At 72.3% G+C, this 14924-nt stretch carries 19 protein-coding genes; 10 read left to right on the forward strand and 9 right to left on the reverse strand.

Annotation, left to right across the window (positions count from 1 at the left end; genetic code table 11):
- The first annotated feature begins 19 nt into the window (after window positions 1-19).
- Window positions 20-478, forward strand: a complete 459-nt coding sequence (locus tag GA0070619_RS02225) for a rhodanese-like domain-containing protein (RefSeq protein ID WP_088946506.1) — start codon at window positions 20-22, stop codon at window positions 476-478.
- 24 nt (window positions 479-502) lie between these two features.
- Here the strand turns inward: GA0070619_RS02225 and GA0070619_RS02230 are convergent, their stop codons facing one another.
- Window positions 503-1231 carry a hypothetical protein gene (locus GA0070619_RS02230; RefSeq protein WP_088946507.1) on the reverse strand — a complete coding sequence of 243 codons (729 nt, stop codon included), beginning with the start codon at window positions 1229-1231 and terminating at the stop codon, window positions 503-505.
- 90 nt (window positions 1232-1321) lie between these two features.
- Between GA0070619_RS02230 and GA0070619_RS02235 the strand changes: the two genes are divergently transcribed.
- Entirely contained in the window at window positions 1322-2920 is a 1599-nt protein-coding gene (locus GA0070619_RS02235; protein WP_088946508.1) for a dienelactone hydrolase family protein, read from the forward strand.
- A gap of 52 nt (window positions 2921-2972) precedes the next feature.
- Here GA0070619_RS02235 and GA0070619_RS02240 read toward each other — a convergent pair whose 3' ends face one another.
- The 3 genes from GA0070619_RS02240 to GA0070619_RS02250 all read right to left on the reverse strand — a co-directional run bounded on the left by GA0070619_RS02240 (window position 2973) and on the right by GA0070619_RS02250 (window position 4677).
- Window positions 2973-3341, reverse strand: a complete 369-nt coding sequence (locus GA0070619_RS02240; RefSeq protein ID WP_088946509.1) for a DoxX family protein — start codon at window positions 3339-3341, stop codon at window positions 2973-2975.
- Window positions 3341-3820, reverse strand: a complete 480-nt coding sequence (locus tag GA0070619_RS02245) for a DUF6232 family protein (protein WP_088946510.1) — start codon at window positions 3818-3820, stop codon at window positions 3341-3343. Before GA0070619_RS02245 ends, GA0070619_RS02240 begins: the two co-directional genes overlap by 1 nt.
- A gap of 377 nt (window positions 3821-4197) precedes the next feature.
- Entirely contained in the window at window positions 4198-4677 is a 480-nt protein-coding gene (locus GA0070619_RS02250) for a DUF6232 family protein (RefSeq protein ID WP_088946511.1), read from the reverse strand.
- A 98-nt stretch (window positions 4678-4775) separates the two neighbouring features.
- Here GA0070619_RS02250 and GA0070619_RS02255 point away from each other — a divergent pair, with 98 nt between their 5' ends.
- Window positions 4776-5549 carry an enoyl-CoA hydratase/isomerase family protein gene (locus GA0070619_RS02255; RefSeq protein ID WP_088946512.1) on the forward strand — a complete coding sequence of 258 codons (774 nt, stop codon included), beginning with the start codon at window positions 4776-4778 and terminating at the stop codon, window positions 5547-5549.
- 117 nt (window positions 5550-5666) lie between these two features.
- Window positions 5667-7289 (forward strand): acetolactate synthase, encoded by a 1623-nt coding sequence (locus tag GA0070619_RS02260; RefSeq protein WP_088946513.1) that lies wholly within the window; start codon window positions 5667-5669, stop codon window positions 7287-7289.
- A 50-nt stretch (window positions 7290-7339) separates the two neighbouring features.
- Here GA0070619_RS02260 and GA0070619_RS02265 read toward each other — a convergent pair whose 3' ends face one another.
- From GA0070619_RS02265 to GA0070619_RS02275, 3 genes are read right to left on the reverse strand one after another with little or no spacing between them, the layout of a single operon-like run.
- Complete coding sequence (locus GA0070619_RS02265) at window positions 7340-7756, reverse strand: PLD nuclease N-terminal domain-containing protein (protein WP_088946514.1); 417 nt, start codon at window positions 7754-7756, stop codon at window positions 7340-7342.
- Between the two features lie 27 nt (window positions 7757-7783).
- Window positions 7784-8089: a DUF202 domain-containing protein gene (locus tag GA0070619_RS02270; RefSeq protein WP_088946515.1), complete on the reverse strand. Its 306-nt coding sequence runs from the start codon at window positions 8087-8089 to the stop codon at window positions 7784-7786.
- Complete coding sequence (locus tag GA0070619_RS02275) at window positions 8086-8478, reverse strand: YidH family protein (RefSeq protein ID WP_088946516.1); 393 nt, start codon at window positions 8476-8478, stop codon at window positions 8086-8088. Before GA0070619_RS02275 ends, GA0070619_RS02270 begins: the two co-directional genes overlap by 4 nt.
- Window positions 8479-8519: 41 nt before the next feature.
- On the opposite strand from GA0070619_RS02275, the gene GA0070619_RS02280 reads away from it, so the two are divergent.
- From GA0070619_RS02280 to GA0070619_RS02295, 4 genes are all read left to right on the forward strand, one after another.
- Window positions 8520-9317: a GNAT family N-acetyltransferase gene (locus GA0070619_RS02280; protein WP_088946517.1), complete on the forward strand. Its 798-nt coding sequence runs from the start codon at window positions 8520-8522 to the stop codon at window positions 9315-9317.
- A gap of 2 nt (window positions 9318-9319) precedes the next feature.
- Complete coding sequence (locus GA0070619_RS02285) at window positions 9320-9727, forward strand: hypothetical protein (RefSeq protein ID WP_088951504.1); 408 nt, start codon at window positions 9320-9322, stop codon at window positions 9725-9727.
- Window positions 9728-9914: 187 nt separating this feature from the next.
- Window positions 9915-10694: an electron transfer flavoprotein subunit beta/FixA family protein gene (locus tag GA0070619_RS02290; RefSeq protein ID WP_088946518.1), complete on the forward strand. Its 780-nt coding sequence runs from the start codon at window positions 9915-9917 to the stop codon at window positions 10692-10694.
- Window positions 10695-10709: 15 nt separating this feature from the next.
- Complete coding sequence (locus GA0070619_RS02295; protein WP_088946519.1) at window positions 10710-11669, forward strand: electron transfer flavoprotein subunit alpha/FixB family protein; 960 nt, start codon at window positions 10710-10712, stop codon at window positions 11667-11669.
- A 96-nt stretch (window positions 11670-11765) separates the two neighbouring features.
- Here GA0070619_RS02295 and GA0070619_RS02300 read toward each other — a convergent pair whose 3' ends face one another.
- Both GA0070619_RS02300 and GA0070619_RS02305 read right to left on the reverse strand, forming a co-directional pair.
- Window positions 11766-12647: an anti-sigma factor gene (locus GA0070619_RS02300; protein ID WP_088946520.1), complete on the reverse strand. Its 882-nt coding sequence runs from the start codon at window positions 12645-12647 to the stop codon at window positions 11766-11768.
- Window positions 12601-13203 carry an RNA polymerase sigma factor gene (locus tag GA0070619_RS02305; protein WP_088946521.1) on the reverse strand — a complete coding sequence of 201 codons (603 nt, stop codon included), beginning with the start codon at window positions 13201-13203 and terminating at the stop codon, window positions 12601-12603. Before GA0070619_RS02305 ends, GA0070619_RS02300 begins: the two co-directional genes overlap by 47 nt.
- A gap of 230 nt (window positions 13204-13433) precedes the next feature.
- On the opposite strand from GA0070619_RS02305, the gene GA0070619_RS02310 reads away from it, so the two are divergent.
- A complete protein-coding gene (locus GA0070619_RS02310; RefSeq protein WP_088946522.1) occupies window positions 13434-14264 on the forward strand; it encodes a DUF4397 domain-containing protein in 831 nt (276 codons plus the stop codon).
- Entirely contained in the window at window positions 14261-14914 is a 654-nt protein-coding gene (locus tag GA0070619_RS02315; protein ID WP_088946523.1) for a class F sortase, read from the forward strand. Before GA0070619_RS02310 ends, GA0070619_RS02315 begins: the two co-directional genes overlap by 4 nt.
- The last annotated feature ends 10 nt before the right edge of the window (window positions 14915-14924 follow it).

The raw sequence follows: 14924 nt of genomic DNA on the forward strand, positions 1-14924 counted from the left end.
GACTGGCGAGGATCAGTGCATGACCTTCACCTTCGCCATTCCGCCGGCCGATCCGGCCACCGCCGTCGCCCACTTCCGCGCCCGCCTCAGCGTCGAGACCGACGTCAGCGACGTGCGCGCCGACCTGTCTGCGCGTACGACAGCTCTGGTGGTCGTCGACTCCCGGGGCGTGGCCGCGTGGACGCAGGGGCACCTGCCGGGCGCGGTGCACCTGCCCACCGCCGAGATCGCGACCCGCGCGGCGGAGCTGATCCCGTCCGGTTCGGCGGTGGTCACCTACTGCTGGGGGCCGGGCTGCAACGGCGCGACCCGCGCGGCGCTGGAGTTCGCCCTGCTCGGCTACCCGGTCAAGGAGATGCTCGGCGGGTTCGAGTACTGGGTACGCGAGGGGCTGCCGGTGGTGACGGAGACCGGGTTGACCCGGCGCCCGGTCGACGACCTGACCGCGCCGACCGCGACGATCACCTGCGACTGCTGATCCCCGCACGCACGCGGGGAGGGCTCAGCCGACGGGCTCGTCGGCGAGCTTCTCGCCGCGTCGGCGCAGCATGCCCAGCCCGGGGATGCCGGCCACGGCGAGCTTGAGGTCGCGGGTCACGTCGAGCAGGTCGTGCAGGTCGGGCCCGACCCGGTCCAGTGTGGCCAGGATCGGCAGGATGTCGGCCGTCAGGTGTTGCTTGAGTTTGGGCAGCTCATCGATCAGGTGGATCGCCGCGCTGATCTCCTCGTGGCTCAGCTCCTCGACGAACCTCGCCGCCATCGGCGCGGCCCGGCGCAGCGCCGGCTCGTACGCCGCCAGCAGCTCAGCCGCCGTGGCGGCGGCCTCCGTCGCGGTGCCCACGGTGACGGCGGCCCGGCCGGCCACGCCCTCGGCCTTTGCGACCACCGTGGCGGCGGTCCGGGCGACGCGGTCGGCGTCGGCGACCACCACGGCGGCGGCAGTGGCCACCTCGGTGGCGGTGTCGATGGCGGTGGTCGCGGCGGCGCTGATGACGGCCACCTCACGGACCGCCTCCTCGGCGTCGGTGAGCACCTGATCGGTCCGGTCCAGGGTCGTCTCGATGCGGTCGACCACGCCGTTGATCCGGGCCAGCAGCGCTTCCACCCCGTCCAGCACCGCGAACGCGCGGGCGGGCACGGCGGCGAACGAGGCGGCCGAGCCGAGTGCCTGGTCGAGAGCGGATCGGGTCAGGCCGACCACGGCGGTCGGGGTGGGGAGGGGAATCGCCATGGGATCAAGTGTGCGTCGGCCGCACCACAACCGCCCGACGGCCTCAGTCGGCGGGCGCTCGGGAGGGGCGCGCGGCGGTAGGGTGCCGGCATGTCGGCACCCTCGCCGCACCGCCCACCCCGCACCCGCATCGCCGTCCTGCTCGCCGTGTTGGCGGCGGTCGCCGCCGGGCTGGGCACGCTGGTGCTGGTCCGGGCGGACGCCGGCCTCACGGCCCGGCAGGTCAGCGTCGGCGGGGTGCCGATGACCGAGGTACGCGCCGGTCCGCCGACGCCCGGCGTCCGGCGACCCGGTGTGGTGATCGCGCACGGCTTCGCCGGCTCGGCCCAGCTGATGCGCCCGATCGCCGACACCGTCGCCCGGCGCGGAGCGGTCGCGCTGCTGTTCGACTTCGCCGGACACGGTGCCAACCCGGCTCGGCTGCCCGGCGCGGGCTCGAACACGTCCGCCGCCACGCTCGACGCCGACCTGGACGCCGCCGTCGGCTACCTACGTTCCCGGCCGGACGTCGACGCGGACGGAATCGTCCTGGTGGGGCACTCGATGGGCGCCGGCGCCGTCACCCGGTACGCCACCGGCCATCCGGAGATCGCCCGGACCGTGGCGATCTCGCTGCCCGAGGCGGGCGAGCTGCCCCCGGGCCGGCCGACGGAGTTGCTGCTGATCGTGGGAGGCGCGGAGTTTCCCGCCTTCCGCAGGGCGGCCGACGACGCCGCCCGACGTGGCGCGTCAACGGGCCGGCGATCAGCGGTCGTGGTGCCCGGCGTGGAGCACATCTCCGTGTTGTTCGCCGCGCGTACCCACCGGGAGATCGCCGACTGGCTGCCCGGCGGCGACGGCACCACCCGGCCGCGACCGATCGCCCGGCTCGCCGGGGCGGCGTTGCTGGTGTTCGCCTTCGGCATCGGCGTGGTCCCGCTGGCGGCCCTGCTCCTGCCGCGCCGGGCGACCGGCCGCCGACCGACCGACCCACCCTCCGGCCGGGAACCCGACGCCCCGGCGCAGACCGACAGCCCAGCGCTGTCGGGGGATCAGGTGCCGTTCGGTGGTCTGTTGCTGTTCGGGTTGGCGGCGCTGGCGGCCGTCGTCGGCGCGGCCGTCGCCGCGGTGCTGCCGACGGCCCGTCTGCCGCTGGCGGTCGGCGGTCACGTCGCCGGTTTCCTGCTGCTCACCGGCGTTCTGCTGGTCGCGGGTCAGCGCTGGCTGCCGGGCTGGTTCGGCGTATCGCAACCACCGCCCGGCACGCCCGTGTCGGCGTCCCGGCGGGCGACGGCACGAACCGCCGTCACGACGCTGGCGTTGACCGGGTACGCCGTCCTCGCCGTCGCCCTGCCGATCCACCTGGGCCTGACCTCGGCGCTGCCGGTCGGCGCCCGCTGGTGGCTGCTTCCGCTGGTCGCGGGCGCCTGCCTGCTGTTCCTGCTGGGCGTCGAACTGGTCGCCGCCGGGCGGACGGGGCGACACCTGCTGGTCGTCGCGGTCACCGTTGTCGTGCTGACCGCATCGACGATGGTTGGTCTGGCACCCGGCTTCGTCGTGCTGGTGGTGCCGCTGTTCGCGCTGCTGCTCGGCTGGCAGGCAGCCTGGGCGACAGTGCTGCGCCGTTACGCCGGCCCGCGCTGGCTGCCGGCCGTGTTGGGCGCCGCACTGGTGGGCTGGCCGCTCGCCACCACCCTGCCTCTGAGCTGACCGGCCTGCCGCTGAGCTGACCAGCCTGCCGTCGAGCTGACCGGCCCGGGGCCTACCGGCCGGCGCGGGCGACGCGCAGAGCCCACCAGATCAGCGGCACCTGCATCGGCACCCGGCCGTACGCGATGGCCCGCTTCGTCGGGCGGCGGTGCCGCCAGTCCACCGCCATCTTCACGTTGGCGGGCAGCACGGCCACGAAGAGGGCGGCTGCGGCCCGACCGCCGGCCCGTCGGGTGGCCGGGTTGGCCACCGCCGCCGCCACCGCCAGCTCGGCGACCCCGCTGGCGTACGTCCAGAATCGGGCCGGGCCGGGCAGCGCGCCCGGCACGATCGGGTCGTAGAAACCGGGGCGCACCAGGTGGGTAACGCCGGCCACGGCGAGCAGCCCGGCCAGCGCGGCGGCCTCGCGGCGGTTGCTCATCAATGGTCCCCCTGCTGTTCGACGGCGCGCTGCACGGCCCGGTAGATCTGCCCGAACCGTAGCGCGTCCGGGGTGCGCAGCAGCAGGTCCTCCCGACCGTGGTGCTGCACCCACAACTCGTGCACATGGCTGCCGCGCTCGTAGGAGCGGTCCAGCCAACCCAACGGGATTTCCAGGAACGGCAGCGACACCAGGGCCCCCACCGCGCAGGCCGCGAGGATGATCAGCGCCAGCTTCCAGTTGCCCCGGTCCTGCGCGGACCAGGCCAGTGACAGCACGCAGACCACGGCGATCAGCGGCGGCAGCGAGAGCAGCAGGACGAGGACACCGCGACCCAGCACCCGGCCGCGTACGGCGAGGGTCTTCTGCCCGCGCGCGTGCCACACGAACGTCACGTCGGACAGGGCGATCACGTGACCACCCGCCCGGATCGACTCGGAGGTCACCTGCACCGCGTCGTCCCGGTAATAGAGGGTCATCACTAAGCCTAACCACCGGCCGGCAACTTCGCCTCCCTCGGACCGTCCCCGCTCGACCTCGTCACCGAGAGCTCGACGGGGGTCGAATCGAGGGGTCTGGAGTGATGCTTCGGTGTTCCTATGGACCTGAATCGTTTGGGTCATCGCGCCTCGTCGCGCGCGCCGGATCTTCCGATCGCTGGATAGCCGCACGGCCGCTCCGGGGCCTCGTGGGGACCGATTCGTCTGCGACATCAGCTCCAAAGGGTCCGCCGGTATACCGCTGCCCTCGCAGCGACCAGGCTGACGCAGGCGACCGCGGGAGCGCGGGTCGCGCCGCTGGTCCCGCCGGCGGCGATCGGGCTGGCCGGGCGGGACGTGAACGGAACCAGGGATGGCTAGCGGCGGGTGACGGGGCGCCCCGGTTGGCTGTGCTCGACCGCGCGCTGCACCGCCCGGTAGATCTGCCCGAAGCGCAGCGCGTCGCCGGTGCGCAGCAGCCGCACCGGCTGGCCGCGCCAGCGGGCCCAGATCTCCAGTTGGCGGCTGCCCCGGGAGTACGAGCGGTCCAGGTGTTCGAAGAGGAAGTCGGCGACAGGCCCGACGGCCAACCCGACCAGCACCGACGCGCCGACGATCGCGATCGTCACGGTCGGTGAGCGGTGCAGCCAGACGGCCACGCCGATGCCGAGCACCGCCGCGACCAGCGGACCGGCGAGTGCGGCACCGATCGCGCCCCGCCCGACGAGCACGCGCCACGAGCGGGTGCCCCGGCGGTGCCAGATCATGGTGATGTCGGCGAGCGCGTAGGCGCGGCCGTCGACGCGGACGGTGGTGGAGGTGACCTGCACCGACCTGTCGTCGTAGTACGTCGTCATGGCTGGACTCCCGCCCACGGGGCTGACACCACACTACTTACCCAAACGAGCCGGGTCGTAAGGTTGGCACGCGACTTCGACGAGGAAGTGAGGGCAGCGTGGGCGAGTTCGTTCGGCTGGAGACCAAGGACGGCATCGGCACGATCCGGCTGGAGCGGCCGCCGATGAACGCGCTCAACACCCAGGTGCAGGAGGAGTTGCGCGCCGCCGCCGCGGCGGCCACCGCCGATCCTGAGGTCCGCGCCGTCATCGTGTACGGCGGGGAGAAGGTCTTCGCCGCCGGCGCGGACATCAAGCAGATGGCCGAGATGTCCTATGTCGACATGGCCGACCGTGCGGCGAATCTGTCCAGCGCGCTCGGTGCGATCGCCCGGATCCCCAAGCCGGTGGTCGCCGCGATCACCGGGTACGCCCTCGGTGGCGGCTGCGAGCTGGCGTTGGCCTGCGACTGGCGGGTCGTCGCCGAGGACGCCAAGCTCGGCCAACCGGAGATCAAGCTGGGCATCATCCCCGGTGCCGGCGGCACGCAGCGGCTGGCCCGCCTGGTCGGCCCGGCCCGCGCCAAGGACCTGATCATGTCGGGCCGGATGGTGGACGCGCAGGAGGCGCTGCGGATCGGTCTGGCCGACCGGGTCGCCCCGGCCGCCGAGGTGTACGACACGGCCGTCGCGCTGATCACCCCGTACCTGACGGGTCCTGTGCAGGCGCTGCGCGCGGCGAAGCTGGCGGTCGACGGCGGCCTGGACATGGACCTGAACTCGGGTCTGGCCTGGGAGAGTCAGCTCTTCGCGGCGCTGTTCGCGACCGACGACCGGCGTGAGGGCATGGCGGCCTTCGTCGAGAAGCGCAAGCCGGACTTCACCGGCCGCTGACCGGGTGGGGCCGGCGGCTCGCGCCGCCGGCCCCGACGGCGAGCCGAGAATTGTTCACATTGTGCCTACCGGCCAGTAGCGTGTGGCTTCGGTCATGAGCGACGAGAAGGAGCGGCGATGACGGAGCGGATCGAGGGTCACGGCGGCGAGTTGGCGCTCGCGGCACTACGCGCGCACGGCGTACGGGAGATGTTCACACTCTCCGGCGGGCACGTCTTCCCGCTCTACGACGCCGCGCACAAGACCGACTTCCCGATCTACGACGTCAGGCACGAGCAGTCCGCGGTCTTCGCCGCCGAGGCGGTGGCCAAGCTGCAGCGCCGGCCCGGTCTCGCCGTGCTCACCGCCGGGCCCGGTGTCACCAACGGCATCTCCGGCATGACCAGCGCCTTCTTCAACGCCTCGCCGGTGCTGGTGCTCGGTGGCCGCGCGCCCGCGTTCCGCTGGGGCTCCGGCAGCCTCCAGGAGATGGACCACCTGCCGCTGGTCGCCCCGGTCACCAAGCACGCCGAGACGGTGTTCAGCACCGACGACATCCCGCGCGCGGTGGGTGCGGCGCTGCACGCCGCGCTCACCCCGCACCGCGGCCCGGCCTTCCTCGACTTTCCTCTGGAGACGGTCTTCTCGGTCGCCGAGGTCGAGTTGCCCGCCGTGACGGGCGTCGACCCGGTCGTACCGGACCCGGAGGAGGTCGGCCGCGCCGCGATGCTCATCGCCGCGGCGCAGCGACCGGTCATCATCGCCGGCTCCGACGTGTACGCGGGCGACGCGGTCGCCGCACTGCGCGAGGCGGCCGAGGCACTGCAGGTGCCGGTCTTCACCAACGGCATGGGGCGGGGTTCGCTCCCGCCGGAGCACCCGCTCGCGTTCGCCAAGGCCCGCCGGGCCGCGCTCTCCGGCGCCGACGTGGTCGTGGTGGTGGGCACCCCGCTGGACTTCCGGCTCAGCTTCGGTGACTTCGGCGAGGCCAAGGTGGTGCACATCGTGGACGCGCCGAGCCAGCGGGCGACGCACGTGCAGCCGGCCGTCGCCCCCGCCGGCGACCTGCGTCTGATTCTCTCCGCGCTGGCCGACCACGCCGGCGACCGGACCGACCACTCCGACTGGATCGGCGACCTGCGGGTCGCCGAGGACGCGGCGAAGGCGCGGGACGCCGCGGAGATGGCCGCCGAGACCGACCCGATCCGTCCCGCCCGGATCTACGGCGAGCTGCGGCGCGTGCTGGCCCCCGACGCGATCACCATCGGCGACGGCGGTGACTTCGTGTCGTACGCCGGGCGTTACCTGGAGCCGGCCCAGCCCGGCACCTGGTTGGACCCGGGCCCGTACGGCTGCCTGGGCACCGGCATGGGCTACGCGATGGGTGCCCGGGTCAGTCACCCGGACCGGCAGATCTGTGTGCTGATGGGCGACGGCGCGGCCGGCTTCTCGCTGATGGATGTCGAGTCGCTGGTCCGTCAGAAGCTGCCTGTGGTGATCGTCGTCGGCAACAACGGCATCTGGGGGCTGGAGAAGCACCCGATGCGGGCCATGTACGGCTACGACGTGGCCGCCGACCTCCAGCCGGAGCTGCGGTACGACACGGTGGTCAGCGCGCTCGGCGGCGCGGGGGAGACGGTCGCCAAGGCGGCCGACCTGGGTCCGGCCCTGAAGCGGGCGTTCGACGCTGGAGTGCCGTACCTGGTGAACGTGCTCACCGACCCGACCGACGCGTACCCCCGGTCGTCGAACCTGGCCTGAGTCGCACCCGGCGCCGCCGTCGCCCCGCCCGGGCGGCGGCGGCGGCGCGCTCACACCTCCGGTCGGTCACCCTCGCGGGGCGGGTCACCGTCGCGTCGGCGCAGGTCGTCCTCGCGTCGGCGCAGGTCCTCCTCCCAGCGGCGGAAGAGCTCCTGGTCCTGCTGCTTGGCCCGGTCCTGCACGGAGCGCAGGAACTCCGGGTCGTCGTCCGGCGCGACCGGCCGGGGGCGCTGCCGCTCGGGGGACGAGGTGCCGCCGGGCCAGCCCTTGCTGGCGCCGGAGCTGGGCTGCCGGCCGACGATGAACCAGGCGATCGAGCCGACCAGCGGGAAGAACAGGATGATCAGCACCCAGGCGATCCGGGGAAGGGCACGGATCTTGCCCTCCTCGGCGGAGAGACAACTGATCAGCGCGCAGACGGCGAGGACAATCTGCACCAGGAAGAGGAGTACGCCAAGCCGGGCCATGCACCCATGATGACTCACCGGATCGCGTCACCCTAGTCCGCGAAGAACCAGCAGCACTCCCAGTAGTGCGAGCCCCACGGTGCCGAGCGCGACCAGGGGCAGTGTCCGGCCGCCGGTGCGGGCCGGACCGGTGCCGGTGCCCCGGGGCCAGCAGAGCACCAGCAGAGCGCCCCACAGCAGGACGGTGACGCCGGCGACCAGTGCCCCGACCGGGCCTCCGGCCGACGCCAGCCGGACCGCCAGCGCGGTGACCACGGTCACCGTGAGCAGGGTGCGCCGCCAGGCCAGCCGGGTCCGCTCCGCTTGCAGCCCCGGGTCGCGGCCGGTGCTCACGGCCCGCCGATCGCCCGTGCCAGGACGGCGACCACCAGCAGCACCGCCCCGGCACCGACGGCGAGGGCGAGGATGGCGGGAAACCGGGACGCGGGCAACTCCTCACCGAGCCGGATGGCCCGTTCGGTACGCGCCCAGTGGTCCACGGCACGGATCGCGACCGCGCCGCCGAGCAGCAGCAGCGCTACCGCGATCACCTCCCGCAGGTGGCTCATCGGCAGGGGCGGCAGGAACTGCGCGGTGGCCAACCCGCCGCCGACCAGCGCCAGCCCGGTGCGCAGCCAGGCGAGGAACGTCCGTTCGTTGGCCAGGGAGAACCGGTAGTCCGGTGGTTCACCGACCGAGCGCAGCTCCGCCGGGTCGAACCATCGCCTGATCGCCTCCCACACGGAGCCGATTATCCGCTTCCCATCCCGCTTAGCCTGGGCCGGTGACTGATCTCGACATCCTGACGCTGCGTACCGCCTACGACAACCAGCTCCGCCCGGAGATCCCCGACCCGGTTCCGGCCGGGGTGACGGTGGAGCGGGACGGGCCGCTGGTCCGGATCACCGGGCTCGACGCCGGTGGGTTCATCACCTACCGCGATCTGGGCGGGTTGACCGGCGACGCGCTGGACGAGTTGATCGCCCGGCAGGTGCGGTTGTGCCGTGAGCGGGGCGAGTCGGCGGAGTGGAAGCTCAACGAGCACGACGAACCGGCGGACCTGGCGGACCGTCTGCGCGCCGCCGGCTTCGTCGCGGAGGACCGGGAGACCGTCGTGGTCGGGCCGGTCGCGCCGCTGGCCGCCGCGCTGCCGGTCATCCCCGAGGGGGTACGCCTGCGTGAGGTGACCTCCCGCGCCGACCTGGAGCGGATCGCCGCCATGGAGGAGGAGGTCTGGCAGGAGGACCGCTCGCACCTGGTCTGGGGGCTGGCGAAGGAGATCGACGCCGACCCGCACTCGATCACCGTGGTGGTGGCCGAGGTGGACGACAGGGTGGTGAGCGCCGGCTGGGTGCGCTTCCCGGCGAACACCGGCTTCGCCAGCCTCTGGGGTGGGTCCACCCTCCCGCAGTGGCGTCGCAAGGGCATCTACCGGGCGCTGGTCACCTACCGCGCGCGGCTGGCCGACCAGCGGGACCGGACGCTGATGCAGGTCGACTGTTCCGAGGACAGCCGGCCCATCCTGCAGCGGCTCGGCCTCGTCGCGGTCACCACCACCACCCCGTACGTCTACACTCCGTGATCATGGAGCAGCGGTTGACGGACGAGGAGCGGTTGACCATCAAGACCGGTGCCTTCGGTGCCGTCTTCCTGGTCTCCAACGCCGATCCCGGGGTGCTGGGGGTGATCCGGGAGAGCATCGCGGCGTCCGGCGCGCTCGCCGACGCCAGCGGGGCGGTCAAGGAGGCGCTGACCACCGGTCCGCTGCCGTGGCTTCCCCGGGACTCACAGTTGGAGATCGAGTCGGTGGTGCTGCCGGCGTTGCGGCAGGCAGTGCTGATCCTGCGCGACAAGTCACCGGCGGACGTCGAGGCGTACCGCTCGGTGGTGTTGACCGCTGCGGACCGGGTGGCCCGGGCGCACGACGGGATCGCAGCGTCCGAGGCTGCGGCCATCGACCAGATCCGGGTGGCGCTCTCCGAGCCGACCTGAACGACCGCGCGTCGGTGAGCTGTGTCACTCTCGGTGCCTCGGGAGCGCAACCTACTGGCAGGTAACATTGCGCCGTGGGCAACTGCACAGCAGCCCCCGGTTGACCTGGCGTCGACCGACGCGCGACGCTGCGCCCCAGACCGGGCGAGCAAATAGCAACACCACACAGGAGGGTCGTCGAAGCGCGATGAATATCGTCGTACTCGTCAAGCAGGTGCCTGATTCGGGCGCGGACCGCAACCTGCGCAGTGACGACAACACCGTCGACCGCGGTTCGGCGAACAACGTGATCAATGAGATGGACGAGTACGCCATCGAGGAGGCGCTGAAGATCAAGGAGGCGCACGGCGGCGAGGTCACCATCCTGACCATGGGTCCGGACCGGGCGACCGAGTCGATCCGCAAGGCGCTCTCCATGGGCCCGGACAAGGCCGTCCACGTGCTGGACGACGCCCTGCACGGCTCCTGTGCCATCGCCACCTCGAAGGTGCTCGCCGCAGCCCTCGGTCAGCTGAATGCGGACCTGGTCATCTGCGGCGCGGAGTCCACCGACGGTCGGGTCCAGGTCATGCCGCACATGATCGCCGAGCGGCTGGGCGTCGCGGCGCTCACCGGCGCCCGCAAGCTCACCGTCGACGGCGCGACGCTGACCGTCGAGCGGCAGACCGAGGAGGGCTACGAGGTCGTCACCGCCTCCACCCCGGCCGTGGTCTCCGTCTGGGACACGATCAACGAGCCGCGCTACCCCTCCTTCAAGGGCATCATGGCCGCGAAGAAGAAGCCGGTGCAGACGCTCTCGCTGGCCGAGCTCGGTGTCGCTCCCGCCGAGGTGGGCTTCGACGGCGCCACCAGTGCCGTCGTCGAGCACACCAAGCGCCCGCCGCGCTCCGGCGGCGCCAAGATCACCGATGAGGGCGAGGGCGGCGTCAAGCTGGTCGAGTTCCTCGCCACCGAGAAGTTCGTGTGAGAGGGGGGTTCTGACATGTCTGAGGTTCTCGTCGTCGTCGAAGCCACCAAGGAATTCGGCGTCAAGAAGGTCACCCTGGAAATGCTCACCCTCGCGCGTGAGCTGGGCACCCCGAGCGCGGTGGTGCTCGGTGGCGCCGGCGCCGCCGAGGCGCTGAGCGGCAAGCTGGGCGAGTACGGCGCGGAGAAGATCTACGCCGCCGAGGGTGACGAGATCGACGGCTACCTGGTGGCCCCCAAGGCCACCGTGCTGGCCGAACTGGTCAAGCGGGTGCAGCCGGCAGCCGTGCTGCTGGCCTCGGCCCAGGAGGGCAAGGAGATCGCCGCCCGCCTCGCCGTCAAGCTGGACAACGGCATCCTGACCGACGTGGTCGGCCTGGACGCCGACGGCACCGCGACCCAGGTCGCCTTCGCCGGCTCCACCATCGTCAAGGCCAAGGTCACCAAGGGCCTGCCGCTGGTCACCGTGCGACCCAACTCGGTCACCCCGAGCCCGGCCGCCGCCACCCCGGCGATCGAGCAGCTCACCGTGTCGGTCACCGACACCGACAAGCTGGCCAAGGTCGTCGAGCGGGTCGCCGAGCAGAAGGGCTCCCGCCCCGAGCTGACCGAGGCCGGCGTGGTCGTCTCCGGCGGTCGCGGTGTCGGCAACGCCGACAACTTCAAGCTGGTCGAGGAGCTGGCCGACCTGCTCGGCGGCGCCGTCGGCGCGTCCCGCGCGGCCGTCGACTCCGGTTTCTACCCGCACCAGTTCCAGGTGGGCCAGACCGGCAAGACGGTCTCCCCGCAGCTCTACGTCGCGCTCGGCATCTCCGGTGCCATCCAGCACCGGGCCGGCATGCAGACCTCGAAGACCATCGTCGCGGTCAACAAGGACGGCGAGGCGCCGATCTTCGAGCTGGCCGACTTCGGCGTGGTGGGCGACCTGTTCAAGATCGTCCCGCAGGCCGCCGAGGAGATCCGCAAGCGCAAGTGACAGGGCAATGAGACGGTGGCCGCCCCCGATGGGGGCGGCCACTTTCTCGTCGGTGGGAGCTGATCGGCGGGCCGGGGAGCTGAGCCGGCCCACCGATCAGCCCGTCAGGGTGCCCCTCAGCAGGCTGTCGCCGGAGTGGCGGGTGTTGTTGTCGTACTGCTCGGCGGAGACGTCGACCACCGAATAGCTCGTGAGGTCGACATTCGGGGGCAGGGGCAGCAGCGCGTCCGAACCGCCACCCAGGGTGCCCACAGAGAACATCTCCATCGTCGTCGGATTGATGAGCCAGACCTCGTAGTACCCAGGGACGCGCGGGAGATTCGCCACATGCAGATGCAGTTGGCCGTCCCGCAGAACCCGGGCGTCGCCCTTGGCCGCCGGTGGCGTCGATCCGTACGCCGCCAGCGGCGCGCTCGCCACCACCACCTGCGTCGGAGCCGGTGTCGGGTCGTCCGGCCGCAGCACGGAGGCCGTGCCCAGCACACCGACCGCCGCGGCGGCTGCCGCGGTCACCGCCGTGGCCGCCCAGCGTGACCAGCCAGAGCCCCGACGGGACCGGCGCGCCGAATCCAGCCGGGTGACCGTCGGCCGGGCCGTCGTGCCGGTGGCCTGCTCGCCCGTCGTGCCGGCGGATGGCGTGGCCGTCGTGCCGGTGGCCCGTCCGAACGGCGTGTCGTTGGTCTGCCCGGTCAGGGTGCCGACGCCCTGCCCAGGGACCTGCTGCCAACGGGTCTCGGCCTGGGCCTGCTGGGCCTCGGCCGCTCTGACCTGGGCGGCGATGCCCTGCCAGATGTGCTCCGGCGGGTCGGGTAGGTCAGCCAGGCCCTGCGTCTCGGTGCCGAGCCCGGCCACCTGCTGAAAGGTCGCCACCTCCGCACGGCAGAGCGCGCAGGTGCCGAGGTGGGTGCTCTCGGCGTTGTCCGCCTCGCTCTCACCGAGTGCCAGAAAGACCAGCCGGTCGTGGTCCAGGTGCTGCACCGTCCACCTCCCATCTGCGTTTCAAGCTCGCCATGCCGCGCCGGATGTGGCTCTTCACGGTGCCCAACGGCACTCCGGTCACCGCGGCTATCTGCTGGTGTGTCAGGTCGTCGTAGAAGGCCAACTCCAGCATGCGTCGCTGGTCGTCCGGGAGACGGGCCAGCTCGTCGGCGATGACCAGCCGATCCACCACGCGATCCGGGTCCGGGCCGGTCGGCGCCGGCTCGGGCAGCTGGCGGACCGTCTCCACCACCCGGGTCTCCCGGGCGGAGGCGCGCATCCGGTCGATCACCTTTCGCCGGCCGATGCCGAGCAGCCAGCCGATCAGCGATCCCTTGGCCGGGTCGAAGGTGTCCCGACCCAGCCAGGCGGCGACGAACGTGGCCTGGGTCACGTCCTCCGCGTCGCTGCGGTTGGCCAGCATGGAGGTGGCCAGATGGAGCACGGCGCGACCGTACCGGTCGTACGCCTCGCGGAGGGCCACGTCGTCGCCCGCCCGGAAGCGGAGATCGAGGTCGTCCACCGGAGGGTCCGGTTCCTGTCGTATGGCCGTCATCGGGCGGCTCGCCTTCGATGGGGCATACCCGACTGTAGCTGCCACAGTCCCCGCCCCACTCTCCCGGTCGATGTCATCTCACCTGCTCTTCGTGTCCCAGGCCCGGTCCGGATGCGATCGAGGCCGGAAAAAGAAAAGTGCGCCCGAGCGCATCCACCCGTCGGAGAGCCGGCGTAACCCCTTCTGCAAGCAAGGCCTGACGAATCAGCAGTAATCAGCAGGAGGCAGACATGCAGCTTTCGTACTTCCGTCGGGTCGCCGCGGGCGGCGCCGTCGCCGCGCTGGCCTTCGCCGGCGTCGGCGCGCTCACCGCCACCCCCGCGTACGCCGCCACGGCGAAGGTCTCCGTCGTGCACGGCATCCCGGACACCCCGGTCGACGTCTACGTCAACGGCAAGAAGACGCTGGACAACTTCAAGCCCGGCGACGTCGCCGGCCCGCTGAACCTGGAGGAGGGCGACTACGACATCGCGCTCACCAAGCCCGGCGAGCCGATCGGCAGCGCGATCCTCAAGGTCGACAACGCGGCCGTCCCGGGCGGGGCGAACATCAGCATCGCGGCCCACCTCGACGCCGCCGGCCAGCCGAAGATCACGCCGTTCGTGAACGACGTCTCGAAGGTCGCCGCCGGCAAGGCCCGGCTCATCGTCCGGCACACCGCCGCCGCCCCCGAGGTGGACGTGCGGGCCGGTGGCACCCCGGTCTTCAAGGGGCTCACCAACCCGAACGAGGCCAAGGGCGACGTCGACGCGGGCAACGTGAAGGCGGACGTGGTGCTGGCCGGAACCGACACCGTGGCCATCGGCCCGGCGGACCTCAACCTCAAGGAGGGCACCGCGACGATCGTCTACGCGATCGGCTCCGCCGAGGGCAAGACGCTCGACGTGGTGGCGCAGACCATCACCGGCCTGCACTCCGCTCCCGGCGGCGTGCCGAGCGGTGACGGTGGTCAGGCCGGCACGGGCGTGAACACCTGGTGGTACGCGCTCACCGGTGCCGGCGTACTCCTGCTGCTCGGTGGTGGGGTGCGGATGGCGACCGCGCGGACCGGTCGCAAGTGACGGTGCGCAACCGCGGCGCGCTGGCGGCCCTGGCCGCCGGCGTTGCCGCGCTCACCGTCTCCACCCTGGTGGCGTGCGGCTCCCAACCGGCCGAGAACGTGGGCGCCGACGAGGCGAGCACGCTGGCCAGCACTCCGGCGACCGCCACCAGCGCTCCCTCGGTCCCGGTGACCGTCGGTGAGCTGCCGGCCGACGCGGCGATCGTCCCGCCGGTCCGGCTGGTGATCCCGGGGATCGACGTCACCGCCACCGTCAACGCGGTCGGCATCAACGAACGGACCAACGAGTTCGAGGTGCCGCCGAGCGTCGACCAGATCGGCTGGTACCGCTACGGCCCCGGCCTGGAAACGGACGCCGGCTCGGTGGTCATCGCCGGTCACGTGGACAGCGCCAAGCAGGGCAAGGGCGCGTTCTTCCGCCTGCGGGAACTGGACCAGGGCGACACCCTGACCGCGACCGGCAGCGACGGTGAGGCCCGGCAGTACCGGGTCGTCGCCCGGGAGGAGTACGCCAAGACCAAGATCCCGTTGGACCGGTACTTCGCCCGGGACGGCAAGCCGCGGCTGACCCTGATCACCTGCGGTGGGCCGTTCGACGCCAAGGCCCGCAAGTACCGCGACAACATCGTCGTCACCGCGGTGCCCGCCTGACGAGGACCAC

The organism is Micromonospora zamorensis (assembly GCF_900090275.1).
In the GTDB taxonomy this organism is placed as follows: domain Bacteria; phylum Actinomycetota; class Actinomycetes; order Mycobacteriales; family Micromonosporaceae; genus Micromonospora; species Micromonospora zamorensis.